At 57.4% G+C, this 25,845-nt stretch carries 19 protein-coding genes; 12 read left to right on the top strand and 7 right to left on the bottom strand.

Annotated features, from left to right (window positions below; all coding sequences use genetic code 11):
- Positions 1-40: 40 nt before the first annotated feature.
- The 5 genes from ytfR to ACMGEE_RS03255 all read left to right on the top strand — a co-directional run bounded on the left by ytfR (position 41) and on the right by ACMGEE_RS03255 (position 6,748).
- On the top strand, positions 41-1,561 hold the full coding sequence (gene ytfR / locus ACMGEE_RS03275; protein ID WP_253454358.1) for a galactofuranose ABC transporter, ATP-binding protein YtfR: 1,521 nt from the start codon (positions 41-43) through the stop codon (positions 1,559-1,561).
- Complete coding sequence (gene ytfT, locus ACMGEE_RS03270) at positions 1,554-2,564, top strand: galactofuranose ABC transporter, ATP-binding protein YtfT (RefSeq protein ID WP_436829665.1); 1,011 nt, start codon at positions 1,554-1,556, stop codon at positions 2,562-2,564. The genes ytfR and ytfT overlap by 8 nt, the downstream gene beginning before the upstream one ends.
- The gene (yjfF, locus tag ACMGEE_RS03265) at positions 2,557-3,540 is read left to right on the top strand and encodes a galactofuranose ABC transporter, permease protein YjfF (RefSeq protein ID WP_253454356.1); all 984 of its coding nucleotides are present in this window, start codon (positions 2,557-2,559) and stop codon (positions 3,538-3,540) included. The genes ytfT and yjfF overlap by 8 nt, the downstream gene beginning before the upstream one ends.
- Positions 3,541-3,788: 248 nt before the next feature.
- Positions 3,789-5,018 carry an anaerobic sulfatase maturase gene (locus ACMGEE_RS03260; protein ID WP_369894804.1) on the top strand — a complete coding sequence of 410 codons (1,230 nt, stop codon included), beginning with the start codon at positions 3,789-3,791 and terminating at the stop codon, positions 5,016-5,018.
- Positions 5,019-5,077: 59 nt separating this feature from the next.
- The gene (locus tag ACMGEE_RS03255; protein WP_436829664.1) at positions 5,078-6,748 is read left to right on the top strand and encodes a sulfatase family protein; all 1,671 of its coding nucleotides are present in this window, start codon (positions 5,078-5,080) and stop codon (positions 6,746-6,748) included.
- Between the two features lie 84 nt (positions 6,749-6,832).
- On the opposite strand, the gene araA is transcribed toward ACMGEE_RS03255, so the two are convergent.
- Together araA and ACMGEE_RS03245 are read right to left on the bottom strand one after the other, a co-directional pair.
- Complete coding sequence (gene araA / locus ACMGEE_RS03250) at positions 6,833-8,338, bottom strand: L-arabinose isomerase (protein WP_301250963.1); 1,506 nt, start codon at positions 8,336-8,338, stop codon at positions 6,833-6,835.
- Positions 8,339-8,347: 9 nt separating this feature from the next.
- Positions 8,348-10,030 (bottom strand): ribulokinase, encoded by a 1,683-nt coding sequence (locus ACMGEE_RS03245; protein WP_436829663.1) that lies wholly within the window; start codon positions 10,028-10,030, stop codon positions 8,348-8,350.
- Between the two features lie 345 nt (positions 10,031-10,375).
- Between ACMGEE_RS03245 and ACMGEE_RS03240 the strand changes: the two genes are divergently transcribed.
- The 5 genes from ACMGEE_RS03240 (at position 10,376) to ACMGEE_RS03220 (ending at position 15,966) form a co-directional block, all read left to right on the top strand.
- Positions 10,376-11,359, top strand: coding sequence for an arabinose ABC transporter substrate-binding protein (locus tag ACMGEE_RS03240; RefSeq protein ID WP_436829662.1), 984 nt, complete (start codon positions 10,376-10,378; stop codon positions 11,357-11,359).
- 47 nt (positions 11,360-11,406) lie between these two features.
- Positions 11,407-12,921 (top strand): L-arabinose ABC transporter ATP-binding protein AraG, encoded by a 1,515-nt coding sequence (gene araG / locus ACMGEE_RS03235; RefSeq protein ID WP_125290103.1) that lies wholly within the window; start codon positions 11,407-11,409, stop codon positions 12,919-12,921.
- Positions 12,922-12,936: 15 nt separating this feature from the next.
- Positions 12,937-13,917 carry an L-arabinose ABC transporter permease AraH gene (araH, locus tag ACMGEE_RS03230; protein ID WP_253454351.1) on the top strand — a complete coding sequence of 327 codons (981 nt, stop codon included), beginning with the start codon at positions 12,937-12,939 and terminating at the stop codon, positions 13,915-13,917.
- 9 nt (positions 13,918-13,926) lie between these two features.
- Positions 13,927-14,838 (top strand): arabinose operon transcriptional regulator AraC, encoded by a 912-nt coding sequence (gene araC / locus ACMGEE_RS03225; RefSeq protein ID WP_125290101.1) that lies wholly within the window; start codon positions 13,927-13,929, stop codon positions 14,836-14,838.
- An 87-nt stretch (positions 14,839-14,925) separates the two neighbouring features.
- Positions 14,926-15,966: an oxidoreductase gene (locus tag ACMGEE_RS03220; protein WP_125290100.1), complete on the top strand. Its 1,041-nt coding sequence runs from the start codon at positions 14,926-14,928 to the stop codon at positions 15,964-15,966.
- A gap of 64 nt (positions 15,967-16,030) precedes the next feature.
- Here the strand turns inward: ACMGEE_RS03220 and add are convergent, their stop codons facing one another.
- Positions 16,031-17,029: an adenosine deaminase gene (gene add, locus ACMGEE_RS03215; protein ID WP_301250959.1), complete on the bottom strand. Its 999-nt coding sequence runs from the start codon at positions 17,027-17,029 to the stop codon at positions 16,031-16,033.
- Positions 17,030-17,198: 169 nt separating this feature from the next.
- Entirely contained in the window at positions 17,199-18,698 is a 1,500-nt protein-coding gene (locus ACMGEE_RS03210; RefSeq protein ID WP_253454348.1) for a YdgA family protein, read from the bottom strand.
- Positions 18,699-19,063: 365 nt separating this feature from the next.
- Between ACMGEE_RS03210 and fumC the strand changes: the two genes are divergently transcribed.
- Positions 19,064-20,461, top strand: coding sequence for a class II fumarate hydratase (gene fumC / locus ACMGEE_RS03205; protein ID WP_253454347.1), 1,398 nt, complete (start codon positions 19,064-19,066; stop codon positions 20,459-20,461).
- 36 nt (positions 20,462-20,497) lie between these two features.
- On the opposite strand, the gene tus is transcribed toward fumC, so the two are convergent.
- Both tus and ACMGEE_RS03195 read right to left on the bottom strand, forming a co-directional pair.
- Entirely contained in the window at positions 20,498-21,427 is a 930-nt protein-coding gene (gene tus, locus ACMGEE_RS03200; RefSeq protein ID WP_253454346.1) for a DNA replication terminus site-binding protein, read from the bottom strand.
- Positions 21,428-21,559: 132 nt separating this feature from the next.
- Complete coding sequence (locus tag ACMGEE_RS03195; RefSeq protein ID WP_125290095.1) at positions 21,560-21,961, bottom strand: H-NS family histone-like protein; 402 nt, start codon at positions 21,959-21,961, stop codon at positions 21,560-21,562.
- Between the two features lie 702 nt (positions 21,962-22,663).
- On the opposite strand from ACMGEE_RS03195, the gene ACMGEE_RS03190 reads away from it, so the two are divergent.
- Entirely contained in the window at positions 22,664-23,740 is a 1,077-nt protein-coding gene (locus tag ACMGEE_RS03190) for an AbrB family transcriptional regulator (RefSeq protein ID WP_436829661.1), read from the top strand.
- Positions 23,741-23,762: 22 nt separating this feature from the next.
- Here the strand turns inward: ACMGEE_RS03190 and ACMGEE_RS03185 are convergent, their stop codons facing one another.
- Complete coding sequence (locus ACMGEE_RS03185) at positions 23,763-25,802, bottom strand: choline transporter (protein WP_253454344.1); 2,040 nt, start codon at positions 25,800-25,802, stop codon at positions 23,763-23,765.
- Between the last annotated feature and the right edge of the window lie 43 nt (positions 25,803-25,845).

Below are 25,845 nucleotides of genomic sequence, written 5' to 3'. Positions count from 1 at the left end.
GCCGTCCGCTCGTCGGACGGCGCTGCTTTCGAGGCAAGCCATGACCAGCTCATCGCAAACATTGCCGCTGCTCAGCATCAGCGGACTGAGTAAAAGTTTTCCCGGCGTCAAAGCGCTGGCAGGCGTTTCTTTCGATCTACAGGGCGGTGAAATCATGGCGCTGCTGGGCGAGAACGGCGCGGGTAAATCCACCCTGATTAAAGTGTTGACCGGCGTTTACCGGCGCGATGCGGGCACCGTTACGCTGGCGGGCCAGGCTATCGATCCGCGCAGCACGGCGGAGGCCCAGCAGGCGGGGATAGGTACCGTCTATCAGGAGGTCAATCTGTTGCCCAACATGTCGGTCGCGGACAACCTGTTTATCGGGCGCGAACCGCGTCGGCTGGGGATGATCGATCGTCGCCGCATGAATAAAGAGGCGCGAACGCTGCTGCACAATTACGGCTTTGAGCTGGACGTGACGCGCCCGCTTGGACACTATTCGGTTGCGATGCAGCAGATTATCGCTATCTGCCGCGCGGTCGATCTCTCCGCACAGGTGCTGATCCTGGATGAGCCAACGGCCAGCCTGGACGCCAGCGAAGTGACGATGCTGTTTACGCTGATGAACCAGCTGCGCGCGCGCGGCATGGGGTTGATTTTCGTTACCCATTTTCTGGACCAGGTATACAAAATTTGCGATCGCATCACCGTGCTGCGCAACGGCCAGTTTGTTGCTACGCGAGAAACGCACGCGCTGCCGCAAATCGAGCTGATTAAGCTGATGCTGGGGCGCGAACTGCTGGAAACCGCCCTTCAACGCGCGGGCAGCACCTTAAAAAGCCATCAGCCGGTGGTGGAGTTCAAAGATTACGGCAGGAAAGGGACGATAGAGCCCTTCAGCCTTAGCGTTCGTCCCGGCGAGGCCGTTGGCCTTGCCGGTCTGCTGGGCTCCGGACGCACGGAAACCGCAGAGCTGCTGTTCGGCATTAAAAGCGCCGACAGCGGCAGCGCCTTCATCAGGGGAAAACCTCGCTCTATCCGCACGCCCGCGCAGGCCTCGCGCGCGGGGATCGGCTTCTGTCCCGAAGATCGCAAAACCGACGGCATTATCGGCGCGGCCTCCGTGCGGGAAAATATCATTCTGGCGCTACAGGCCCAACGCGGCTGGCTCAGACCTATCGCCAGGCGCGAGCAGCAGCAGATAGCCGAACGCTATATCAAAAGCTTAGGCATTCGAACGCCGCATGCCGAACAGCCGGTGGAGCTGCTGTCCGGCGGCAATCAGCAAAAGGTGCTGCTCTCCCGCTGGCTGGTGACCAAACCGCAGTTTCTGATCCTGGACGAGCCGACGCGCGGCATTGACGTTGGCGCGCACGCGGAGATTATCCGGCTAATCGAAACGCTTTGCGCGGATGGCCTGGCGCTGCTGGTTATCTCTTCTGAACTGGAGGAACTGGTCGGCTATGCGGACAGGGTGATTATCCTGCGGGATCGCCGACAGGTTGCGGAGATCCCGCTGGAGGATCTCTCCGTCACCGCTGTGGTTAAGGCGATAGCCGCCGGAGGAACCCATGCTTGAGACAAGGCTGATGAAAAAAATCGCTTCGGGACGGAAACTTCCGCCGGGGATGCCGCAGCTCGCCGCGCTGATCCTGGTGCTGCTGGCGGACAGCCTGGTGGCAAACAACTTCTTTGCCGTGCATCTTCAGGATGGGCGGCTGTTCGGCAGCCCGATTGATATTCTTAATCGGGCCGCGCCGGTAGCGCTGCTTTCAATCGGCATGACGCTGGTGATTGCCACCGGCGGCATCGACCTGTCGGTAGGCGCGGTGATGGCGATTGCCGGTGCCACGGCGGCCACGCTGACCGTTTCCGGACACAGCCTGCCGGTCATCGTGCTCGCCTCGCTGGGCAGCGGGCTGCTGTGCGGCTTGTGGAACGGCGTGCTGGTGGCGCTGTTAAAAATCCAGCCTTTTGTGGCGACGCTGATTTTAATGGTGGCCGGGCGCGGCGTTGCCCAGCTGATTACCCAGGGGCAAATCGTCACCTTTAACAGCGACTCGCTGGCGCAGCTGGGCAGCGGCACGCTGTTGCTGCTGCCGGTGCCGGTATGGATAACCCTGGTCGTGGCCCTGCTGGTCTGGCTGCTGGCAAGAAAAACCGCGCTGGGCATGTTTATCGAAGCGGTGGGGATTAACCTGCGCGCCGCGCGCAACGCCGGGGTCAACGGCTGGGCGGTGGTGATGACAACCTATATCATCAGCGGACTGTGTGCCGCCGTGGCGGGGCTGATTGTCGCGGCGGATATTCGCGGCGCGGACGCCAACAATGCCGGGCTGTGGCTGGAGCTGGACGCTATCCTCGCCGTGGTTATCGGCGGCGCTTCGCTGCTGGGCGGCCGGTTTAACCTGCTGCTGTCGCTGCTGGGCGCGCTGACTATTCAGGCCATGAATACCGGCATTCTGCTTTCCGGCTTTCCGCCGGAGCTGAACCAGGTGGTCAAGGCCGTGGTGGTGATGGCGGTGCTGCTGCTGCAATCGCCCGCCTTTCTGCAACTGTTTAAGCGAGGTCGCCGTGATTAAACGCTATTTGCCGTTAATGATTACGCTGCTGGTGTTTGTGGCGGGCTACCTGTTCTGCCTGGCGCAGTATCCCGGCTTCGCCTCCACCCGCGTGATCGCCAATATCCTGACCGATAACGCCTTTTTAGGGATTATTGCCGTTGGCATGACCTTTGTGATCCTCTCCGGCGGCATCGATCTGTCGCCGGGCGCGGTGATCGCTTTTACCGGCGTTTTTCTGGCGCGGGCCATTGGCGATTTTCATCTCGATCCCTGGCTGGCGTTTGCGCTGGTGATGGTGCTTGGCTCGGCATTCGGCGCGCTGATGGGCTGGCTGATCGACGCGCTGAAAATGCCTGCTTTTATTATCACGCTGGCTGGCATGTTTTTTCTGCGCGGCAGCAGCTATCTGGTGTCGGAAAGCTCTATCCCCATCGATCATCCGCTGTACGGCACGCTCTCTTCGCTGGCCTGGAAAATTCCCGGCGGCGGGCGGCTCAGCCTGCTGGCGCTGATTATGCTGGTGGTGGTCGCGGCGGGGATCCTGCTGGCGCACCGTACGCGCTTTGGTAACGAAGTCTATGCTATTGGCGGGAATATCACCTCCGCGCGCCTGATGGGCATCGGCACGCGCAGCGCTACCGTACGTATCTATATGCTCTCTTCTGCGCTGGCGACGCTGGCGGGCATCGTGTTTTCGATCTATACCTCGGCCGGTTACGCGCTGGCGGGCATGGGCGTAGAACTGGACGCCATCGCGTCGGTGGTGATCGGCGGCACGCTGCTCTCCGGCGGCGTCGGCACGGTGCTCGGCACGCTCTTTGGCGTGCTGATCCAGGGGTTAATCCAGACCTGGATTAACTTTGACGGTACGCTCAGCTCATGGTGGACCAAAATCGCCATTGGCATCCTGCTGTTTGCTTTTATCGCGCTGCAAAGGCTGCTGACGGCAGTCTGGGATCGCCAGCAGAATGCGCCGGTGAAGCGTCTGAGCTGACTCGACTATTTTTTGCCGAAGAGGTAAACCGCACTGATTTATCGTGATTGTAATCACAGTATGCCCCGTCGGCAGTTGTGGGAACGGCCGTCGCGGGCTTAGTGTCATCCACGGCAGGGCGTAACCGCAGGGCGGGCGAAACCTGAAAAAAGAGCGTGAAATATTCCGCTTTTTTTTCAGGTTTTTTTTCGCCTGTTAGTCAGGGAAGGCATCGCAGCAGCACGCGTGATAACGCACCAGGAGGGGGTATGCAGAACGGCATCAATTTTCAGCTCATGGCCAAGCCTCCCGGCGCGGCCTGCAATCTTCGCTGTGATTACTGCTTTTATCTGGAAAAAATCCAGCTTTATCCGCAGCATACCGCGCACAGAAAAATGGATGACGCGACGCTGGAAAACTATATTCGTCAGACCATTGCAGCCCAGCACGCGCCCGTCGTCGACTTTATCTGGCAGGGCGGCGAACCAACGCTGGCGGGCATCGATTTCTACCGTCGAGCGCTCGAACTTCAGCAGCGTTACGCTCAGGGCCGGCAAATCAATAATTTTTTCCAGACCAACGGCGTCAATCTTAACGACGACTGGGCGCGCTTTTTCAAACGGCACCGCTTTCTGGTGGGGCTTTCGCTGGATGGCGACAGCATCACGCACGACCGCTACCGGCGTTCGCGTGCGGGCAAAGGCACCTTTAACGAGGTGATGGCCGGGCTGGCCTGCCTGAAACGTCACCATGTCGACTTTAACACGCTAACGGTAGTCAACGCCGATAACGTCGCCAGACCAAAGGAGATTTACCATTTTTTGCGCCGCGCAGGCAGCCGCTATATGCAGTTTATTCCGCTGGTGGAGCGACGAGCGTCCGAGCCAGACGCCAGCGGCCTGACGCTGGTCACGCCGGATTTCAAAGGTGACTGCCGGGTCGCGCCCTGGTCCGTACCCGCGCTGGCTTACGGCCGCTTTCTTAACGCGATTTTCGACCACTGGGCGCAGCACGATATCGGCGCAATTTTTGTGATGAACTTTGAACAGACGCTGGCGAAGCTGGTCGGCCAGCCCGGCATCTGCGTACAGAGCGAAACCTGCGGCGGTAATCTGGTGGTAGAGGCGCAGGGCGATATCTATTCCTGCGACCATTTTGTTTATCCGCAGCACCGGCTGGGCAATATCAACCATGATGATTTACGCACGCTGGTGAACGGCGAGAAGCAGCGCGCGTTCGGCCAGCGCAAGCTGACCCAGCTGAATCAGGCCTGCCTGCGCTGCGACGCCAGATCGCTTTGCCATGGCGGCTGCCCCAAACATCGTTTTCTGTATGCCGAAGGAGACTGGCCGCAAAACTATTTCTGCGCGGGGCTGGCGTTGCACTACCGGCACGTGCTGCCGGTGATGCAGCAGATACTCTCGCTGGCGCAGCAGGGAAAAAGCGCGCCGCAGCTGCAAAAAAGCATCCGGCGATATTACCAGGGGCTGCGCCCCTGAACCAAACGGACGAGCGCGCAGGTCGTCGCCGTCCGGTTACCGTCACGGAGGATAAAGTTATGAAGAAAACAACCTTAACCGCGCTGGCGCTCTGCTGCCCGGTATTATATCAACCCGCTACGGCGGCCCCGCCGCCTGCGGCAGGCGCGTCGGCAAAACCCAATATCGTTTATATCCTGCTGGACGATCAGCGCTACGACGCCTTCGGTTTTATTAACCCGCTGATCAAGACGCCGCATATGGATGAGATCGCCCACAACGGCACCTGGTTTAAAAACGCTTTTGTTACCACATCGCTCTCTTCGCCCAGCCGGGCTTCTATTCTTACCGGGATGTACGCGCATAACCATGGCGTAGCGGACAATAATCCGACCGATCTTTCGCGGCTACGCTATTTTCCGGAGCTGCTGCAAAAGAGCGGCTATCAGACCGCCTTTTTTGGCAAATGGCACTTCGGCGGCGCGGACAGCACGGCGAAAGCGGGTTTTGCCGGATTTGACCGTTGGGTAGGGCTGCTGGGCCAGGGCGACTATTATCCCATCAATATGTTCGGCGAACCGGCGATGCTGAATATCGACGGTAAGCTCACGCCGCAAAAAGGCTACATTACCGACGAGCTGACCGACTATACGCTGGACTGGCTTGACCATACCGACAAGTCCAGACCCTTTATGGTTTATCTATCGCACAAGGGCGTTCATGCCGATTTTTATCCCGCCGTGCGCGATAAGGGCAAACTTTCCAGTGTGACTTTCCCGCTGCCGGAGACGTGGGCCGATACGCAAGAAAACTACGTCGGCAAGCCAATGTGGGTAAAAAACCAGCGTAACAGCTGGCACGGCGTGGACTATCCCTATGACAGGAAAATGGATCTCCAGCAGTTCCAGCGCGACTACTATGAAACGCTGATGGCGGTGGACGACAGCGTGGGGCGCGTGCAGGCGTGGCTGAAGAAAAACGGCCTGGCCGATAACACCATCGTGATGGTGATGGGCGATAACGGCTTTATGTTCGGCGAGCATGGTCTGATCGATAAACGCGCCGCCTACGAGGAGTCGATGCGCGTGCCGCTGATAGCGTCCGGTCCCGGTTTCGCTAAGGGCAAAGTGGTCGAGGATGTGGTGGCGAACATTGATATCGCGCCGACCCTGCTGGATGCGGCGGGCATTGCGAAACCGGCGAACTACGACGGCAGCAGCTTTCTCGGGCTGGGTACCGGCCGTAAAGATTTGCCGCCGCGTAAGGATTACTTCGTCTATGAATATTTCTGGGAATACAACTTTCCCTATACGCCGACTACCTTTGCTATTCGCACGCCGCAGTATAAATACATTCAGTACTACGGTATCTGGGATAAAGAGGAGCTGTACGATATCGCCAAAGATCCGCATGAGAAGCACAATCTGATCGACGATAAATCCAAAGCGATGATCGAAACCAAAATCGCGCTGCGCAAAAAGCTGTTTGACGGTCTGAAAGATCATCAGGGCAACAGTATTATTCCCTACAACGAGCGCACCAGTCAGGGCGTGGTGTTCCGTTATCGGGAAGGCGGAAAGAAAATGGCCGATTTTCCGGCGGAGTGGCTGCGTGGTGACAATCCCCGGGACAAATACGACGGCGTGCTGCCGGACCAGTATCAGAAAGAGAAAGCAGACGAGCAGGTGTTCGCCTCTTTTGAAAAAACGGAGGCGCTGATCCACCAAATGCTCCAGCAGCCAGCCCGATAGCGGCGGGGAGCCCGTCCGGCGACAGATAAAATAAAAGCCCCGACGTCTCCGTTGGGGCTTTATAGGCTTGCCAGATCGGCAGGCTTAACGCTGATTCAGCCGATAGTACGCCTCGTTCCAGCGCAGCGCGTCCTTAAAGCCGTGCAGCGTGGTTTCTTCGTCAATCACCAGCACCTCGATACCGTGCATTTCGCCGTACTGACGCATATCCTCCACCGTCAGCGCCTGGCTGAACACGGTATGGTGCGCGCCGCCGCCGAGGATCCAGGTTTCCGAGGCCGTTGCCAGCGAAGGCTGTGCGCGCCACAGGGCGCGGGCTACCGGCAGTTTCGGCAGCGGCTTGGGCTGTTCCACGGCGTCGACGACGTTCACCAGCAGGCGGAAGCGGTCGCCCATATCGATCACGCTGGCGTTCACCGCGCGTCCGGCTGGCGTGGAGAAAATCATGCGCGCCGGATCGGCCTTGCCGCCAATGCCCAGATACTGCACGTCAATCAGCGGACGGCTTTCTTTGGCGATGGAAGGGCAGACTTCCAGCATATGCGAACCCAGCACCAGCTCGTTGCCCGGCGAGAAGTGATAGGTGTAATCCTCCATAAAGGAGGTGCCGCCCGGCAGACCGGTCGCCATCACTTTAAAGATGTGCAGCAGCGCGGCGGTTTTCCAGTCGCCTTCGCCGGCAAAACCGTAGCCCTGGCCCATCAGTCGCTGTACCGCCAGGCCCGGCAGCTGGGTCATGCCGTGCAGGGTCTGGAAGTTGGTGGTGAACGCCATGCAGCCTTCGGCCTGCAAAAAGCTTTTGATCCCCAGCTCGATGCGGGCCGCATCCAGCACGTTCTGTCGCTTCTCGCCGTTGGCTGCCGCCGCTGGCGTAAAGTCATACAGGCTCTCGTATTCATCGATCAGCGCGTTGACGTCGCCATCGCTGACGCCGTTAATCACCTCCACCAGGTCGCCCACGCCCCAGCCGTTAACCGAGTAGCCGAACTGGATCTGCGCCGCCACCTTATCGCCTTCCGTTACCGCTACTTCGCGCATATTGTCGCCAAAGCGAGCGACCTTAAGCTGCGAGCTGGCCTGCTTAGCGGCAGCGGCGCGCATCCACTTGCCGATGCGCTCCTGGGCAGTTTTATCCTGCCAGTGGCCGGTGATCACGCTGTGCGGTAGCCGCATCCGCGCGCCGATAAAGCCGAACTCGCGGCCGCCGTGCGCGGTCTGGTTCAGGTTCATAAAGTCCATATCCATGCTGTCCCACGGGATCTCCGCGTTGAACTGGGTATGGAACTGCAACAGCGGCTTGTTCAGCACCGACAGGCCGCCAATCCACATTTTGGCGGGCGAAAAGGTATGCAGCCAGGTGATGATGCCTAAACACTCGTCGGCATAGTTCGCCTCGCGGCAGAGCGCCAGCGCCTCGTCAGGGCTTTTCACCAGCGGCTTGAGCTGAAGACGAAACGGCAGATTGCCGTCGCGGTTAAGCCCGTCCACCACCTGCTGAGCATGATGCTCCACCTGACGCAGCGTCTCACTGCCGTAAAGGTGCTGTGTACCGATAACAAACCAGACGCTGAGCGCATTGAGCTGAGCCATACTTTCTCCTTAACTGTTGAGCTGGCGCGGGGCGAACAGGGGTTCGGCCACGTCGCACCATTGAAGGTAACGCTGATAAAGCTGCTGATAGCGATCGACGCGGCTGGCGTCGGGCTGCAGCGTGGTAGCAATTGGGCTGGCCATTTTCTGCTGGGCGGCAGGCACGTCGGGATAGACGCCGGCGGCCACGGCGGCAAAAATCGCCGCGCCCAGCGCACAGCATTCGTCCGACGCGACGATATCCAGCGGTCGGTTCATCACATCGCAGCAGACCTGCATAATGGCCGGGGATTTACGGGCGATACCGCCCAGGGTCAGGATGTTTTCTACCGGAATATCCTGACGCTCGAAACATTCCATAATGGCGCGTGCGCCAAAGGCGGTGGCGGCGATAAAACCGCCGAACAGCGTGGCCGCGTCGGTACCCAGGTTAAGATCGGTAATGACGCCTTTCAGGCGCTGATTGGCAAAAGGCGTGCGGCGGCCGTTAAACCAGTCCAGCACCACCGGCAGATGATCCAGCTGTGGATCGGCAGCCCAGGCCTGAGTTAATTCGTTAAGCAGATTTTTCTGTATCTCCGCCAGCTCCGCCTGAAGATGCGGGTGTTTTTCGGCGGCCTGAATTAACGGCCAGCTGAGCAGGCGGCTGAACCAGGCGTACATATCGCCAAACGCCGACTGGCCCGCTTCCAGGCCGATCATATTCGGCACCACGCTGCCGTTAACCTGGCCGCAGATGCCGTCAATGGCGCGCTCACCGACGCGGTCCACATCGGCGATCAGGATGTCGCAGGTTGAGGTGCCAATCACTTTTACCAGCGTGTAAGGCGTGGCGCCCGCGCCGACGGCGCCCATATGGCAGTCGAACTCGCCGCCGGAAATCATCACGCCAGACGGCACGCCAAGCCGCGCCGCCCATTCCGCCGTAATCTGCCCAACGGGCTGTTCGGCCGTCCAGGTTTCGCTGAACATCGGCGTATCCAGATGCTCCGTCAGCAGCGGATCCAGCGCGTTAAAGAAATCCGCGCCCGGCAGGCCGCCCCAGGCAGGATGCCACAGCGATTTATGCCCGGCGGCGCAGCGTCCACGGCGGATCGCTTCCGGAGCGGTAGTGCCGCTGAGCAGGGCGGGCACCCAGTCGCACAGCTCCACCCAGGCGACCGCCGCCTCGCGCACCGCTTTATCCTCACGGCTGACGTGCAGGATTTTTGCCCAGAACCACTCTGAGGAGTAGGTGCCGCCAATAAAGCGAGCGTAGTCCTCGAAACGCCCGCTGTGGCACAGCGCGGTAATTTCTTCCGCTTCTTTAATGGCCGTGTGATCTTTCCACAGCACAAACATGGCGTTGGGGTTTTCGGCGAATTCCGGACGCAGCGCCAGAACGTTGCCGTCGCGATCGATGGGCGCTGGCGTGGATCCTGTGGAATCGACGCCGATCCCCACGATGTTTTGGCGCTGAGCGGGCGTTAATTTAGTGACAACGTCACGTATGGCTTGCTCAAAGGCGTCGATATAGTCCTGCGGATGATGACGGAACTGATTGATGCGGCTCTGGCTGTACAGACCCGCCTGCCAGCGCGGATAGGCGACGACTCCGGTTTGCAGCTCTTTACCGCTTGCGCACTCTACTGCCAGCGCGCGTACGGAATCACTGCCAAAGTCCAGACCGATTGTGATGGCGTCCAACTGCATTTTTCTCTCCGGGCGGTCAATGAATACGATATGACTACCCTAAGAAATCGCGCGCCAGGCGGTTAGTCTAAAGGGCGCTGCAAATATGCACTTTTCTGTCGTCGCGCAGCGTTTTGTGACCGACTTCAAATGTTTGATTTGTGTTAATTTTGCTAAATATATGGATTAAACAGCTAAAAGCTCAGGGTGTGATAGCGCTCTCCCTTTCTACGCATCTTTACCATTACAACTAGCGCTTATCGGCGTCTGCGCTAATGCCGAATATGCTGGCGTTACAGCGTGCCAGGACCGAATGATACCGTTTACATTAAACCGCCAAAAGCGGGCACTGAGCCGGAGAGCCTCATGCACAAATTTACTCAGGCGTTAGCCATCGCTGGCTTCGCCGCCGTTATGTCAAATTCAGCTATCGCTGACACCATGAAGCTGGGTTTTTTAGTCAAGCAGCCGGAAGAACCCTGGTTTCAGACCGAATGGAAGTTCGCCGATAAGGCGGGCAAAGATTTAGGCTTTGAGGTAATTAAAATCGCCGTGCCCGATGGTGAAAAAACGCTGAACGCTATCGACAGCCTGGCCGCAAGCGGCGCGAAGGGCTTTGTGATCTGCACGCCCGATCCAAAACTCGGTTCCGCCATCGTGGCGAAGGCCCGCAGTTACGATCTGAAAGTGATTGCCGTGGACGATCAGTTTGTTACAGCCAAAGGCAAACCGATGGATACGGTGCCGCTGGTGATGATGGCGGCAACCAAAATTGGCGAGCGTCAGGGGCAGGAACTCTATAAGGAGATGAAAAAGCGCGGCTGGGACGCGAAAGAAACGGGCGTCATGGCGATTACGGCGGACGAGCTGGATACGGCACGTCGCCGCACCAGTGGGTCAGTGGACGCGCTGAAGGCGGAAGGCTTCCCGGAAGCACAGATTTATAAAGTACCGACCAAATCCAACGATATCCCCGGCGCTTTCGACGCGGGCAACTCGCTGCTGGTGCAGCATCCGGAAGTGAAACACTGGCTGATTGTCGGCATGAACGACAACACCGTCCTCGGCGGCGTGCGCGCAACCGAAGGCCAGGGCTTTAAGGCGCCGGACGTGATCGGCATCGGCATTAACGGCGTGGACGCCATCAGCGAACTCTCCAAAGGCAAGGCGACCGGTTTCTTCGGTTCGCTGCTGCCAAGCCCGGACGTACACGGTTATAAAAGCATTCAGATGCTCCACGACTGGGTGACCAAAGACGCCGAGCCGCCGAAGTTTACCGAAGTCACCGACGTGGTGCTGATCACCCGCGACAACTTTAAAACCGAGCTGGCTAAAAAAGGCCTGATGTAATCGGACGGGGGCCGCACTGCGGCTCCCGGCGCACCTTATAGCGAGGAATGACCATGGCATCCCCGTATCTGAGCTTTCACAATATCGGCAAAACCTTTCCCGGCGTTAAGGCGCTGACGGATATCAGCTTCGACTGTGCGGCGGGCCAGGTGCACGCCCTGATGGGCGAAAACGGCGCGGGCAAATCGACGCTGCTGAAGATCCTGAGCGGCAGTTATCAGCCATCCAGCGGCGAAATCCGCCTGAAAGGCCAGCCGGTTAATTTTGCCAACACGCTCGACGCGCTGAACGCGGGCGTGGCGATTATCTATCAGGAACTGCATCTGGTGCCGGAAATGTCGGTAGCGGAGAACATCTATCTGGGCCAGCTGCCGCAGCGCGCGGGCTTTGTTAACCGCTCGCTGCTGCGCTACGAGGCGGGATTACAGCTAAAAAACTTAGGGATGGATATCGATCCCGATACGCCGCTGAAGTCGCTGTCGCTTGGCCAGTGGCAGATGGTGGAAATCGCCAAAGCGCTGGCGAGGAATGCCAAAGTCATCGCTTTTGACGAGCCGACCAGCTCGCTCTCCGCCCGTGAAATCGAGCAGCTGTTCCGCGTGATCCGCCAGCTGCGCGACGAGGGCAAAGTGGTGCTGTATGTTTCGCACCGCATGGAAGAAATCTTCGCGCTCAGCGATGCCATTACCGTCTTTAAAGACGGCCGCTACGTGCGGACCTTTCAGGATGTCGGCGCCACCAGCCATGATGAACTGGTGCAGGCAATGGTTGGCCGCGAAATTGGCGATATTTACGGCTACGCGCCGCGTAAAACCGGCGAGGTGCGCCTGAAGCTGGATAACGTGCAGGCCAAAGGCGTGCGGACGCCGATCTCGCTGGAGGTGCGCGCGGGAGAAATCGTCGGTCTGTTTGGCCTGGTGGGCGCGGGCCGCAGCGAATTGCTGAAAGGGCTGTTCGGCGGCACGCGCATCAGCGGCGGCGAAGTGCAGCTTGACGGCAAAGCGTTAACCATTCGCGAGCCGTCCGACGCTATCCGCGCCGGGATCCTGCTCTGTCCGGAGGATCGCAAGGCGGACGGCATCATCGCGGTGCATTCCGTGCGCGACAACATCAATATCAGCGCGCGGCGCAATAACCTCACCGCAGGCTGCCTGATCGACAACCAGTGGGAAAGCAAAAACGCCGCCAGCCATATTCGCTCGCTGAACATCAAAACCCCCGGCGCCGACCAGCTGATCATGAATCTTTCCGGCGGCAACCAGCAGAAGGCAATCCTGGGGCGCTGGCTGTCGGAAGAGATGAAGGTGATCCTGCTGGACGAGCCAACGCGAGGCATTGACGTCGGCGCGAAAAATGAAATCTACCGTTTGATTTACGCGCTGGCGGAAGAGGGCATCGCCGTGCTCTTCGCCTCCAGCGATTTACCGGAAGTGATGGGGCTGGCCGATCGCATTCTCGTGATGCGCGAGGGCGCCATCGCGGGCGAGCTGAGCCATCAGGAAGCCACCGAAGCCCTGACGCTGGCGCTTGCCATGCCGAAAACCACGCAGCGCGTAGCCTGACTTAAGGAGTCAACCATGTCTTTAACTACCTCTTCCGCCACGCCGCCAACGCAGCGCGTCAACCTGAGCCGCATCTGGGATAATTTCGGGATGCTGGTGGTGTTTGCCGTGCTGTTTATCGGCTGCACGATCTTTGTGCCCAACTTCGGCACGTTGATCAATATGAAAGGGCTGGGCCTGGCGATGTCGATGTCCGGCATGGTGGCCTGCGGCATGTTATTCTGCCTTGCCTCCGGCGACTTCGATCTCTCGGTCGCCTCGGTGATTGCCTGCGCCGGCGTCACCGCCGCCGTAGTGATCAATATGACGGAAAGCCTGTGGATCGGCATTGCGGCGGGCCTGCTGTTGGGCGTGCTCTGCGGGTTCGTTAACGGCTTCGTGATCGCCAAACTCAAAATCAACGCGCTGATCACCACGCTGGCGACGATGCAAATCGTGCGCGGCCTGGCCTATATTTTCTCTGACGGCAAGGCCGTGGGCATTGAAGACGAACGTTTCTTCGCGCTGGGCTACGCCAGCTGGCTGGGCGTTCCGGCACCGGTCTGGCTGACCATCGGCACGCTGATTGTCTTTGGCTTTCTGCTGAACAAAACCACCTTTGGCCGCAACACGCTTGCTATCGGCGGCAACGAAGAAGCGGCTCGCCTGGCTGGCGTACCGGTAGTGCGCACGCGTATCATCATTTTCATTCTTTCCGGGCTGGTTTCCGCCGCGGCGGGCATTATCCTCGCTTCGCGCATGACCAGCGGCCAGCCGATGACCTCGCTGGGCTATGAGCTGATCGTTATCTCCGCCTGCGTACTGGGCGGCGTCTCGCTGAAGGGCGGCATCGGCAAAATCTCCTACGTGGTGGCGGGCGTGCTGATCCTGGGCACGGTGGAAAACGCGATGAACCTGCTGAATATCTCGCCGTTCTCGCAGTATGTGGTGCGCGGCCTGATCCTGCTGGCGGCGGTGATTTTCGACCGCTACAAACAAAAAGCCAAAACGGCCTGAGGAGGCGTTATGTATCATCGTCTGGCGCCGGTGGCGCAATCCAATCCGCTGCTGCCCGGCTATCCCTTTAACGCCTGGCTGGTGGCGGGCCTGACGCCAATCGGCGCGGGCGATCCGCTCGACTTCTTTATCGATCGGCCCTCCGGGATGAAAGGCTATATCATCAACCTGACCATCAAGGGCCGTGGCCAGGTCTTCAGCGGCGAAGAGGCGTTTGAGTGCGAGCCGGGCGATCTGCTGCTGTTTCAGCCTAAAACCTCGCACTACTACGGCCGCTCGCCGGAGAGCGACTGCTGGCACCATCGCTGGATCTACTTCCGCCCGCGCGCCTACTGGAGCAGCTGGCTGGTGTGGCAGGATGAGAAGCGCGGCGTCGGCAGGCTGCGGCTGCCCGAACGGCTGTGGGGCGAGTTCGAACGGCTGTTTACCACCATTGAGCAGACGCACACCTCCGGCAAGCGCTTTGCGGAAGAGCTGGCGATGAACCTGCTGGAAAGGCTGCTGCTGCGCGCGGTGGAGGAAGATCCGCGCAGCCATCAGCAGATCCGCGACCCGCGTATCATCGAAGCCTGCCAGTACGTGACCAACAACCTGGCGGGCGAGCTGAAGATTGACGAGGTCGCCAATCACGTGTGCCTGTCGCCGTCGCGGCTGGCGCACCTGTTCCGCGAGCAGATGGGCATCAATCTGCTGCGCTGGCGAGAGGATCAGCGCATCATTCGCGCCAGGCTGCTGTTGCAGACCACTCAGGAGCCTATCGCCACCGTGGGGCGCATTGTGGGCTATGACGATCAGCTCTATTTTTCCCGCGTGTTTCGCAAGCGCGTAGGCGTCAGCCCCAGCGATTTCCGTCGTCGCTCGCTGGACGCCGACACGCTGGTGACGCGCGAAAGCTGGGATCTGCTGAGCGCCAGTCAGTAACTTTCTTATAACATTCAGCCTAATCCGTCTTGTCCTTGCCCGAACGATAGTCTTAAATCATTCGGGTAAGCGACAAGAGGAATTGACATGAACGACACTATTCGCGTTGGCCTGGTGGGCTACGGCTTTGCCAGCAAGACGTTTCACGCGCCCCTAATCAGCGGCACTTCCGGCATGGAACTGGCCGCCGTATCCAGCAGCGACGCTGCTAAAGTACATGCCGACTGGCCCACCGCCACCGTCGTGGCCGAACCACAGGCGCTGTTCGATGACCCATCCATTAAGCTGATTGTTATTCCCACCCCTAACGACACCCATTTCCCGCTGGCCAAAGCCGCGCTTAACGCAGGCAAGCACGTGGTGGTGGACAAGCCCTTTACCGTGACACTGTCACAGGCGCGCGAACTGGAAGCGCTGGCGGCCGCCAAAGGCCTGCTGCTGTCGGTCTTTCATAACCGCCGCTGGGACAGCGATTTCCTGACCCTGAAAACGCTGCTGGCAGAAGGCACGCTGGGCGAAGTGCGCTACTTTGAATCCCATTTTGACCGTTTCCGGCCGGAAGTGCGCAACCGCTGGCGCGAGCAGAAGGGCGCGGGCAGCGGCATCTGGTACGATTTAGGGCCGCACCTGATCGACCAGGCGCTCCAGCTGTTCGGTTCGCCGGTGGCGATTAATGTGGATCTGGCGGAGCTACGCACGGGCGCGCAGACTACCGACTATTTCCACGCCGTACTGACCTATCCAAAGCGTCGGGTGGTGCTGCATGCCAGCATGCTGGCGGCGGCGGAATCGCCACGCTATCAGGTACACGGCACGCGCGGCAGCTATGTAAAATATGGTCTGGATCCGCAGGAAGACAGCCTGAGAGCGGGCGCGCGTCCGCCGCAGGAAGAGTGGGGCTACGATATGCGCGACGGCGTGGTCACGCTGGCTAACGGCGAAATGATGGCGGAAGAGACGCTGCTGACCACGCCGGGCAACTATCCGGCCTATTACGCCGGCATTCGCGACGCCATCAACGGCGACGGCGCGAATCCGGTGACGGCGCAGGAAGCGATTCAGGTGATGGAGCTGATCGAACTGGGCCTGCAATCCGCCGAGAAGCGTCAGACCCTGTCGCTGAAGTAGTCTTATGGCACTGCAGCAGGCTTAGCGAAAACTGCCCCGGCGCGCTGCCGGGCAGTTTTAGCGATCAGGCCGCTACGCTGGCGCGGATCGCCTCTTTTTCCGCTTCGCTTAAGAAAGCGATTTTCAGGCCGTTTTCTTGGGCGGTACGGATCTGCTGCTGGCTCAGGCCTGCCTGCGGCGCGGCGATTTTGTATTCGTGCCCAATCTCAATACCCTGCACGGCAGGATCGTCAGTATTGATGGTCGCCAGAATGCCGTGATCCAGGAACGTCGCCAGCGGATGGTGCAGCAGCGAAGAGACGGTGCTGGTCTGGATATTGGAGGTCAGACAGGACTCAATGCCGATCCCTTTTTCCGCCAGGTAATCCATCAGTTTTGCATCTTCTACCGCTTTCACGCCGTGACCAATACGCTCGGCGCCCAGCTCGTGGATCGCCTGCCAGATGCTTTCCGGCCCTGCTGCTTCACCGGCATGAACGGTAATACGCAGGCCAGCGTCGCGCGCGCGGGTAAAGTGGCTTAAAAACTGGCTGCCGGGGAAGCCCAGCTCGTCGCCAGCCAGATCCAGCGCGGTGATGGCGTCACGGTGCGCCAGCAGCGCCTCCAGCTCCAGCAGACAGGCTTCTTCGCCAAAGGTGCGGCTCATAATGCCGATCAGGCGTACGGTAATGTTGTGCTTTTCGCAGCCCGCGCGTACGCCGTCAATAACGGCTTCCACCACGCCCGCGATCGGCAGGTTGTGGGTCATCGCCATATAGCCGGGAGAAAAACGCAGTTCCGCATAGTGGATACCGGCGCGGGCGGCGTCTTCAACGTTCTCCATCGCGATACGGCGGCAGGCTTCCAGCGAGCCAAGCACCTTGACGCCCCAGTCCAGCTTTTGCAGAAAGCTGACCAGATCCGGCTCGTTTTTCATTACCTGCACGTGCGGGCGCAGCGTTTCCAGCGTGGTGGCGGGCAGCGTAAGGTTAAATTCACGGCCTAAATCAAGAATGGTTTGTGCACGGATATTGCCGTCAAGATGGCGATGGATATCGGTAAGGGGAATACGGGAATCAATCATGGCGGTGCACTCTGTAGTGATAAAAGTGCATAACAGTATAAAAACATTCCGCGCTGCTGTACCAGCGAATTGCGCGATTGTCGGGCCAACTGCCGATTAATTGCCCGCTGGCGCAATAAAAAACCGTACCGGCCTTGCGCACGGTACGGTTGGTAGCTTAATGATGGGGTTACTGCTGCGGCATTGCCGCCGGTTCGCCGCCCAGCATATAGCGGGCAAAGAACTGGTCGAGCGTCATTTTCTCGCCGTTCATCGTAACCTGGCCGCTCGCATACTGCAGGCTGGTGACGATATTGTTGTCCTGCTGTTTGGTCAGACGGAACATCTGGCCCATTGCGGCCACGCCTTTCACCTGCTGATCGGCCAGCTTAGCGGCTTCTTCCTGCTTATAGCCTTCCGCCATAGCAACCTGCGTCATCATCTCCGTGGCCATATCCATAGAGATAGTCAGCTTGCCGTCCAGCGTTTTCAGCACGTTATCCAGCGCCTGGCTCAGGGTTTGCGGCTGCGGCGCACCGGCAACGCGATCTTTAAAGTGCACGGAAAGGTTAAAGTTGCTTTCGCCTTTGTCGTTTTTCCAGCTCAGCGGCGCAATAGTGATGACCGGGTTACCTTTCAGCAGCAGCGGCAGGTTGGCGTTGAGGATTTCGCCGATACGCTGCTGATAAAGCGCAAAGTTATCGCTCACGCCCGGTTCGTTCATTAGCGCCTGCACCTGGCTTTGATAGTTATCGCTGAAGGCCTTAAGACCGTCGGCGTCAAACTGGGAAAGCTTGAGCGACAGTTTGACCTGACCGAAGTCCCGATCGCGGATTTTCATCGCGTCCAGCGCAAGGTCGGTGGTGCCGGAAACCTGATTGTTCACGCTATCGTAAGCGGAGTTCAGCTTAATGCCGTGCAGTTCGAAAGAGGGCTGGCCGTTTACGGTCGAGCTGAGCTTATCCAGGCTGCTTTTCTGATCGCCAATGCGCAGGCCCTGGGCGTTAAGGTGCGTTTTGCCGTCCAGGGTCAGGCCGTTCAGGGTAAACATAACCGGCATATTAAGCTGATTGCGCATGGTCAGCACCAGGCTTTCCAGCTTGCCGTCGTAATCGACCTTATCGCCTTTTTTATCGGCGCTGAGGTTGATGGTGCCGCCGTTAGAGGCAAAGCGCTCACCGGTCTGGGCATTGGTATAGTCCAGCGGCAGCAGCTTAATAACGGAAGCGGTCGCGCCGCCGTAGCCTACGCGGGTTTCCGCCTGCAACGCCGACTTGCCTTTAGCCATCTCAAACAGCTTTTTCACCGCGTCGGTATTTTCGAGCTGGGTATGTACCGAAGCCATGCTGGGGATCAGATTGAATTTTTTCAGCTGGGCGAAAGGGAAAGGGCCATGATCGATTTTTTCGTCAAACACCACGCTCTGGCCCGGCTTCAGCGGCGAAGTATCTTCGGTCTGTGAGTCAGACTGGACCACCAGGCGCAGCGAACTGCTGAAAACGCCGCGCTGCCAGTCCTGATAGCTTACCTTCAGGCGGCTGTTCGGTGCCAGCACATTCAGGCGAGCGTTGGCCTCCTGCACCAGTTCATCCCTGTTCTTTTCCAGCTGTTTACCGGTAAACCACGCCGTACCGGTCCAAATCACGCCAAGAGCGACAATCACGCCCACCGCTACTTTTGTTTTTTTCATCTGTAAAATCGTCCTTTTTTAAGTCACCGATGCCGACAATCGCATCCGGCGCAATCCGGCAAGAAAAACGTTTCTGTATAACAGGTTAATTATGATAGCAACTGTGGCTCGCGGCGTCAGCCGCAATCTGGCTTCCGTGCGTAATGTAAAAAGAATGCGGCAGGTTGCCAGAATAAATGCGGGCCAGACAGAAAGAAAAAAAAGTATTAACTCTGTGTTATATGAAAGAAATTTTCGGCGGCGGCGAAATGCGATAAGGACGACCGGCTCGCAAAATGTTAAATTATTGTATGTCATACTATGGCCCGCGCAAAACGCCCGGACGGGCAAGTTGGGTTTCATCATAACCAGTAAAGGAGAGAGACATGGCCGCCAACCGCATTGAAAAAGATTCAATGGGTTCCATCGAAGTGCCGGCAGATAAACTTTGGGGCGCGCAAACGCAGCGTTCTCTGGAGCATTTTCGCATCTCCAGCGAAAAGATGCCTGTTGAACTGGTGCACGCGCTGGCGTTAACCAAACGCGCAGCGGCGAAGGTGAACAGCGATCTGGGCCTGCTGCCCGCAGAACGCTCGCAGGCGATAGTGCAGGCTGCCGACGAGGTTCTGGCCAACCAGCACGCAACCGAGTTTCCGCTGGCTATCTGGCAGACCGGTTCCGGTACCCAGACCAATATGAATATGAACGAAGTCCTGGCCAACCGCGCCAGCGAGATCCTGGGCGGCGAGCGCGGCATGTCGCGTCTGGTGCACCCAAACGACGACGTCAACAAGAGCCAAAGCTCTAACGACGTTTTTCCTACCGCCATGCATGTTGCTGCCGTTATCGCGCTGAAAGAGCACCTGATCCCTCAGCTGAAAGTGCTGCAAAAAACGCTGGATGAAAAAGCACAGGCCTATAAGGACATCGTAAAGATCGGCCGTACCCATCTTCAGGACGCCACGCCGCTGACGCTGGGCCAGGAGATTTCCGGCTGGGTGGCCATGCTGAAGCACAATCTGACGCATATTGAGCAGAGCATTCCGCATGTGGCGGAGCTGGCGCTGGGCGGCACGGCGGTTGGTACCGGGCTGAACACGCACCCGGAATATGCGGTACGCGTAGCCAAAGAGCTGGCGGAGCTGACTAAGCAGCCTTTCGTCACCGCGCCAAACAAATTTGAAGCGCTGGCAACCTGCGACGCGCTGGTGCACGCGCACGGTTCGCTGAAAGGACTGGCGGCCTCGTTAATGAAGATCGCTAACGACGTGCGCTGGCTCTCTTCCGGCCCTCGCTGCGGTATCGGCGAGATCGCCATCCCGGAAAACGAACCGGGCAGCTCTATCATGCCAGGTAAAGTGAATCCGACGCAGTGTGAAGCGATGACCATGCTTTGCTGTCAGGTGATGGGCAACGACGTTGCGGTCAATATGGGCGGCGCGTCCGGTAATTTTGAGCTTAACGTTTATCGTCCAATGATTATTCATAATTTCCTGCAATCGGTGCGGATGCTGGCGGACGGTATGGACAGCTTTAATCACCATTGCGCCGTAGGCATTGAGCCGAACCGCGATCGTATTTCACAACTGCTGAATGAATCGCTGATGCTGGTAACGGCGTTGAATACCCATATCGGTTACGACAAAGCGGCGGAAATTGCCAAAAAAGCGCACAAAGAAGGCCTGACGCTGAAAGCGTCCGCGCTGAAGCTGGGCTACCTAACGGAAGAAGAGTTTGACCTTTGGGTCAGGCCGGAAGAGATGGTCGGCAGCATGAAAGCGTAATAGCTGAATAAGAGCGGAAATGTTTCCGCTCTTTTTTTATGCAAGGCGGTCACTGTAAAGGTGTAAACGAGGGATCAGCGAAAAGAGCTTTTTTGCTTCCGGTTTAAATCGATGCACGATCTTACCGGCATCGTAATTTAATAATTCGCCCAGCTTAGGGACAGATAAGGCATCGGGGCAGAGCACCAGCAAGGGAGAAGGGCAGGCGAGCTGCGTTTGTTTTTGCTGTTCCTTATTCCATACGCGGGCAATCGGCTGCACCTTGACCGGCCTTTTTATCTTCAGCTTTGCCGTAGCGGGCAGCGAATTAAGCATGGCGATCTCATCCTGTAATTTTTCCCCCCACTGTTCGCGCGTCCAGGGCGCCATAGCGCGACCGGAGCGCAGGCTTTTTTTCAGTTTTTCTACTATCTCTTCGCGGCTAACGTTTTTAATTATATGTTTATTTGCCCAGCCGAAACGCACGGAATCGGGCGCGTCGAGTAAAGAGATAGAGCGATAAGCGTTAAGCGTTATTAGCCCCCGCAAATGGCTGTGCACAAATTCAAAACGCTCTTCGCTGGGCACGCCCGACTCTACCGTAATAATTTCCTCCAGCCGTTTTTTTAGTTTATTAACGGTCTCTACCTGCTGCCGTAAAGCATCGGCCTGTTCCGGTGAAGCCTCAAGGCAAATGGCGCCGGGCAGGCGAACAGCGGCCTTGGTGCTGACCGTTTCCGACTGGTGCTGCATATAAAGGCGGCCGTAGTGGGCGAGGGCCATGGCGAAGGCGGGCTGCGCCAGATGCTGCACGACGGCGATTTCCGTGACGGGATCGTGTTCCTGACCTTTTTGAACAGGCGGCAGTTCAAACACGCGGGCGGCCAGCAGGCGCTGCCCGGAAAGCCGCTGCGTAAGCTCGCCTAAAGCGGCCTGCAAATCCGTGGCGCAGCGGTGCAGATTTTCAACGGCGTCGTATCGACTCATCATATGTCCTTAGTTACAACATACTTATAAGAGGGTAGAGAGTAAAGATTAACTACGCAAGCGAGGGAATAAAGGAACCGGTCAGAAAGGGAATAAAAGCTGCCACGCTGAATGACCAGCGTGGCTGAAGATTTAAATCAGGAAATCTTCCAGCTTTTTACCCTGATCCAGCGCCTGCTTAATCACCGCTGGCGTACGGCCCTGGCCGGTCCATGATTTGGTTTCGCCATTTTCATCGGTATATTGATATTTAGCAGGACGTGGCGCGCGCTTGGCACGAGATTTACCTGAATTAGTTTCAGCTGCGGTCAGCTCGCTTAAATCGATACCGTCGTCCAGAAGCATCTGACGATATTTCGCCAGCTTCTCTTCTTTTTCTTTGATTTCAGAAGCGATAGCCGCTTCTGCATCACGACGTTCGTTAACGACTGCTTCGAGTTTTTCCAGCATCTCTTCCAGTTCAGATAAAGAAACTTCACGAGCCTGTGCACGAAGAGTTCGAATGTTATTTAGTACTTTCAGAGTTTCGCTCATAAAGGAATCCGTAGCGTTAAGTTAGTTAAAAAACATAATCAGTGTATGTATCGTAGGACAGTGTACATAGAATTGCCGCAGTTAAAAACACTAAATCTCAAAAAAAATCCTTAATTACGCGACTTTTTCATATTTTTTGCAAAATAGCGCCGGCAGAATGACGCTATATTTTTTTATGAATGGGAAAATTCTTAACGCCATACTGAAGTGTGACAATAAAAAGGCACGTCAGGCTTATCAAACACCTCTACAATTACAGCGCCGAAGCGCACGGGTAAAGAGAGCTGATTTAATCTGCTGTAACGGCATCGTAAGAAATTTTTGCAAGCTGCCAGCAGGATTGTTTATCGGCCTGTTATGCTGCACGGCTTTAAACTCTGCCGCCAGGTAAAATCAGTAAAGCCGCCGCTTATAATGAAAGCGGCAAAGATAAAAATATCAGGATACAAAGTTGCCCTGCTTCGCCTTGCCCGTTTCACTAATTATCGTCAAATTCATCCGTTCGGCTTATCTTTGTAGTTACAACATACTTTTAGTCAGGTTTTTAAAGGTGGCGTTAAGTCCGCTATTACATGCAGCTCCTCTGTAGCTTTAAAACAGAGAACTAAAGCTTTATAGCTCGGGCAGGTAATAACCAGCGATACTGGTACGGTTTGTTTTGATGTGCCAGGATAAACTTATCTGTTTCAGCAGGATAAATTAATGCACGCCTCTTTTTTACGCTGGCCCGTTCTCATTCTGTTGTCTGCGCTTGTAGTAAGCCTTCTTGAACAGCTACGGCTGCCCGCCGCGCTGCTGCTTGGCCCCATGCTGGTGGCGATTGTCTTTGCCGCTCGCGATAAGCCGGTGATCATTGCCAGACCGCTCTTTTATTTAGCGCAGGGCGTGGTGGGGTGCATGATCGCCCGCGCCATGCCGCCCTCAATATTTACAGAAATAGCCGCAAACTGGCCGCTGTTCGGCGCGGCTATTTTCTCCGTTATTATCGCCAGCGCGCTGTCGGGATGGTTGTTAACCCGCTTGCAGGTGTTGCCAGGCTCAACGGCAATATGGGGATCGTCGCCCGGTGCCGCTGCAGCAATGACGCTGATGGCGGAAAATTATGATGCCGACGTGCGGCTGGTCGCCTTTATGCAATATCTGCGTGTGGTTATTGTCGCGGTGCTGGCTACCTTCATCGCACGTATCTGGGCGCCTTCGCCAACAGCCTCGTCAGCTTCGGCGTTTGCCATTATTCAGCCGGTGGCATGGCCCGCGTTCGGCGCCACTTTATTAGTGATTGTGGCCTGCGTGGGAATTAGCCGCCTGTTAAGGCTGCCTGCGGGCGCTTTATTAATTTCGCTGGCTGGCGGACTACTGGTGCAAAATACCCACTGGGTAAAACTGGAATTACCGCCTGTTTTACTGATGACGGCCTATGCTTTGATTGGCTGGAGCATCGGGCTGCGCTTCAATCGCGCTATCCTTATCTATGCGGCAAAGGCGCTGCCGCGTTTGCTGCTGGCGATATTTAGCCTGGTGGCCGTTTGCTGCGGGCTGGCTTTTTTACTGGTACGTTTCGCCGGTATCGATCCTTTAACCGCTTACCTGGCAACCAGCCCCGGCGGCGCCGACTCCGTAGCCATTATTGCCGCGTCCAGCCATGTCGATCTTTCCTTTGTTATGGCCATGCAAACCGGGCGTTTTATGGTGGTGCTGCTTACCGGGCCGCTTTTAGCTAAATGGTTAGCGAAGCGGGCAGGCGCGCGGCAGCTGACAGGCAATAAAAAGCCGGACTAAAAGTCCGGCCCTTGTTTTTTTATCAGGCTTCCGGGAAAGGCATGGTGCTGCCCGGCGCTTCCCGATGAATATGCAGGAAGGTCAGATGACGCTCGTACTGATCGAGAATGTCATTGATGATCTGCTCTTTGGTATAGTCCATCAGATCGTTGCCCTGCGTACCCTCAAGCAGGAAGGTTTCCAGACGGAAATAGTCCGACTTGCCGCTGCGGGCGCGATAGGTAAACGCCGGTACGGAGTAGCGCTGCGGCCAGATCTGATACAGGAAGCTCTGCTCGTCGCCCAGGTTGACCACCATTTCCAGATGGTTGAGGCGTTCATCCTCCAGCGGCGGCAGCTCGCTGACCTGCACCTTAGCACCGCGTCGCTCCAGCTCCAGCGCGACTTCTTCCATCGCTGGTCGACAAACATTATCCAGCATCTTTTTCGTATGCGTGCTGCCGGGATAGTTCATCACGCGGGAGATACGCTGTTTCCAGTTCAGGCGATCCTCGCGGGAAACCGGCGCTGGCGGCGTGCTGACGATGGTACTGGCGCGGCGGTGATCTTCCACGCGCAGCGACTTATAGAGACCGGCCATCACAAAGAAAATCACAAAGCTGAAGGGCAGACCCATAATCACCGTGGTTTTCTGTAGTGCAGTCACGCCGTTAACCATCAGCATACCCAGCGTCAACAGGCCAATCGCCAGCGACCAGAAAATACGCAGCCAGTTAGGCGCATCGTTATTGATGTCGCTCAGCTTCGAGGTAAAGTTGCCCAGCACCAGCGAGCCGGAGTCCGCCGAGGTGACGTAAAAGAGCAGGCCGGTGATAGTGGCTACAGAGGCACTGAAGGTAAAGGCAGGATACTGCGCCAGCAGGCTGTAGAAGCCGCGTTCCGGGTGAGCCAGCGTTTCCTGCGCCAGCGCGGTGTTGCCGTGAATAATTTCATACAGCGCGCTGTTGCCGAAAATCGACAGCCACAGCAGGGTAAAGATAAACGGAATGGTCAGCGTGCCCACCACAAACTGGCGGATGGTGCGGCCGCGTGAAATTCGCGCCAGGAACAGGCCGACAAACGGCGACCAGGCAACCCACCACGCCCAGAAGAACAGCGTCCAGTTGTTCATCCATTCGGTAGGGCGGTCGAAGGCAAAACTGTTCAGCGTCATGCCCATAAAGCGGTTGATATAGTCGCCAACGTTCAGCACCAGCGCATTAAGCAGGAAGCTGGTGTTACCCATGCACAGCACGAACAGGATCAGGCCCAGCGCCAGCAGCACGTTAAGTTCCGACAGCAGACGGATCCCTTTATTCACGCCGGAAGTCACCGAAATAGTCGCCATAATTACCGACAGCGCAATCAGCGCTGCCTGGGCCGTCAGCCCTTCCGGCACGTCAAACAGCACCTTCAGACCGTAGTTCAGCTGCACCACGCCAATCCCCAGCGTGGTGGCGATACCGAAAATAGTCCCGATAACCGCCGCGATATCCACTGAATGGCCGATAGGGCCGTTGATCCGCTTGCCGAAGATAGGGTAGAGCGCAGAGCGGATAGTCAGCGGCAGGCCGTAACGATAGCTGAAGTAGCCCAGCGCGATGCCCATCAGTGCGTACATCGCCCAGCCGGTTAAACCGTAGTGGAACAGCGTCCAGACCATAGCCTGTCGCGCTGCCTCCAGCGTCTGCCCCTGGCCTTCCGGCGGCATCATATATTGCGTGACGGGTTCCGCTACGGAGAAAAACATCAGATCGATGCCGATGCCGGCGGCAAACAGCATCGCCGCCCAGCTCATCAGGCTGAACTCCGGCTTGGACTGCTCCGGGCCGAGCTTGATAGAACCAAAACGGGAAGCGGCAATCAGCACCACAAAGACGATATAAACGGTGGCCGCCAGCAGGTAATACCAGCCGAACGTATTGGAGACCCATTGCAGGGTATTATTTATCCAGCGATCGGATAAATCGGTAAAAAAGATAGTGGCAAGCGAGAACAGCAGAATTAACGCTGCTGAGGTATAAAAGACCACGGGATTAATGCGGTCTTGCTGATCTTTCCTGGGTATTTCAGTCGTCGGCATAGATTCTCCGAAAAAATGCTCAAGAATAAACCCGGTTTTCACA

It is taken from the genome of Erwinia artemisiae, from assembly GCF_051400835.1.
Lineage (GTDB): Bacteria > Pseudomonadota > Gammaproteobacteria > Enterobacterales > Enterobacteriaceae > Erwinia > Erwinia aeris.
Note: the sequence above shows the minus strand (reverse complement) of the source record. Positions and strands in the feature narration are given on the sequence as shown.

Excerpts from the sequence above, each read along its gene's own strand:
- araA (WP_301250963.1), bottom strand. The coding sequence starts at position 8,338 with ATGGCTCAGCTCAATGCGCTCAGCGTCTGGTTTGTTATCGGTACACAG.
- ACMGEE_RS03240 (WP_436829662.1), top strand. The coding sequence starts at position 10,376 with ATGCACAAATTTACTCAGGCGTTAGCCATCGCTGGCTTCGCCGCCGTT.
- ACMGEE_RS03220 (WP_125290100.1), top strand. The coding sequence starts at position 14,926 with ATGAACGACACTATTCGCGTTGGCCTGGTGGGCTACGGCTTTGCCAGC.
- araG (WP_125290103.1), top strand. The coding sequence starts at position 11,407 with ATGACCATGGCATCCCCGTATCTGAGCTTTCACAATATCGGCAAAACC.
- ACMGEE_RS03260 (WP_369894804.1), top strand. The coding sequence starts at position 3,789 with ATGCAGAACGGCATCAATTTTCAGCTCATGGCCAAGCCTCCCGGCGCG.
- fumC (WP_253454347.1), top strand. The coding sequence starts at position 19,064 with ATGGCCGCCAACCGCATTGAAAAAGATTCAATGGGTTCCATCGAAGTG.
- add (WP_301250959.1), bottom strand. The coding sequence starts at position 17,029 with ATGATTGATTCCCGTATTCCCCTTACCGATATCCATCGCCATCTTGAC.
- ytfR (WP_253454358.1), top strand. The coding sequence starts at position 41 with ATGACCAGCTCATCGCAAACATTGCCGCTGCTCAGCATCAGCGGACTG.
- araC (WP_125290101.1), top strand. The coding sequence starts at position 13,927 with ATGTATCATCGTCTGGCGCCGGTGGCGCAATCCAATCCGCTGCTGCCC.
- ACMGEE_RS03195 (WP_125290095.1), bottom strand. The coding sequence starts at position 21,961 with ATGAGCGAAACTCTGAAAGTACTAAATAACATTCGAACTCTTCGTGCA.
- ACMGEE_RS03210 (WP_253454348.1), bottom strand. The coding sequence starts at position 18,698 with ATGAAAAAAACAAAAGTAGCGGTGGGCGTGATTGTCGCTCTTGGCGTG.
- ACMGEE_RS03185 (WP_253454344.1), bottom strand. The coding sequence starts at position 25,802 with ATGCCGACGACTGAAATACCCAGGAAAGATCAGCAAGACCGCATTAAT.
- araH (WP_253454351.1), top strand. The coding sequence starts at position 12,937 with ATGTCTTTAACTACCTCTTCCGCCACGCCGCCAACGCAGCGCGTCAAC.
- ACMGEE_RS03245 (WP_436829663.1), bottom strand. The coding sequence starts at position 10,030 with ATGCAGTTGGACGCCATCACAATCGGTCTGGACTTTGGCAGTGATTCC.
- tus (WP_253454346.1), bottom strand. The coding sequence starts at position 21,427 with ATGAGTCGATACGACGCCGTTGAAAATCTGCACCGCTGCGCCACGGAT.
- ACMGEE_RS03190 (WP_436829661.1), top strand. The coding sequence starts at position 22,664 with ATGCACGCCTCTTTTTTACGCTGGCCCGTTCTCATTCTGTTGTCTGCG.
- ACMGEE_RS03255 (WP_436829664.1), top strand. The coding sequence starts at position 5,078 with ATGAAGAAAACAACCTTAACCGCGCTGGCGCTCTGCTGCCCGGTATTA.
- ytfT (WP_436829665.1), top strand. The coding sequence starts at position 1,554 with ATGCTTGAGACAAGGCTGATGAAAAAAATCGCTTCGGGACGGAAACTT.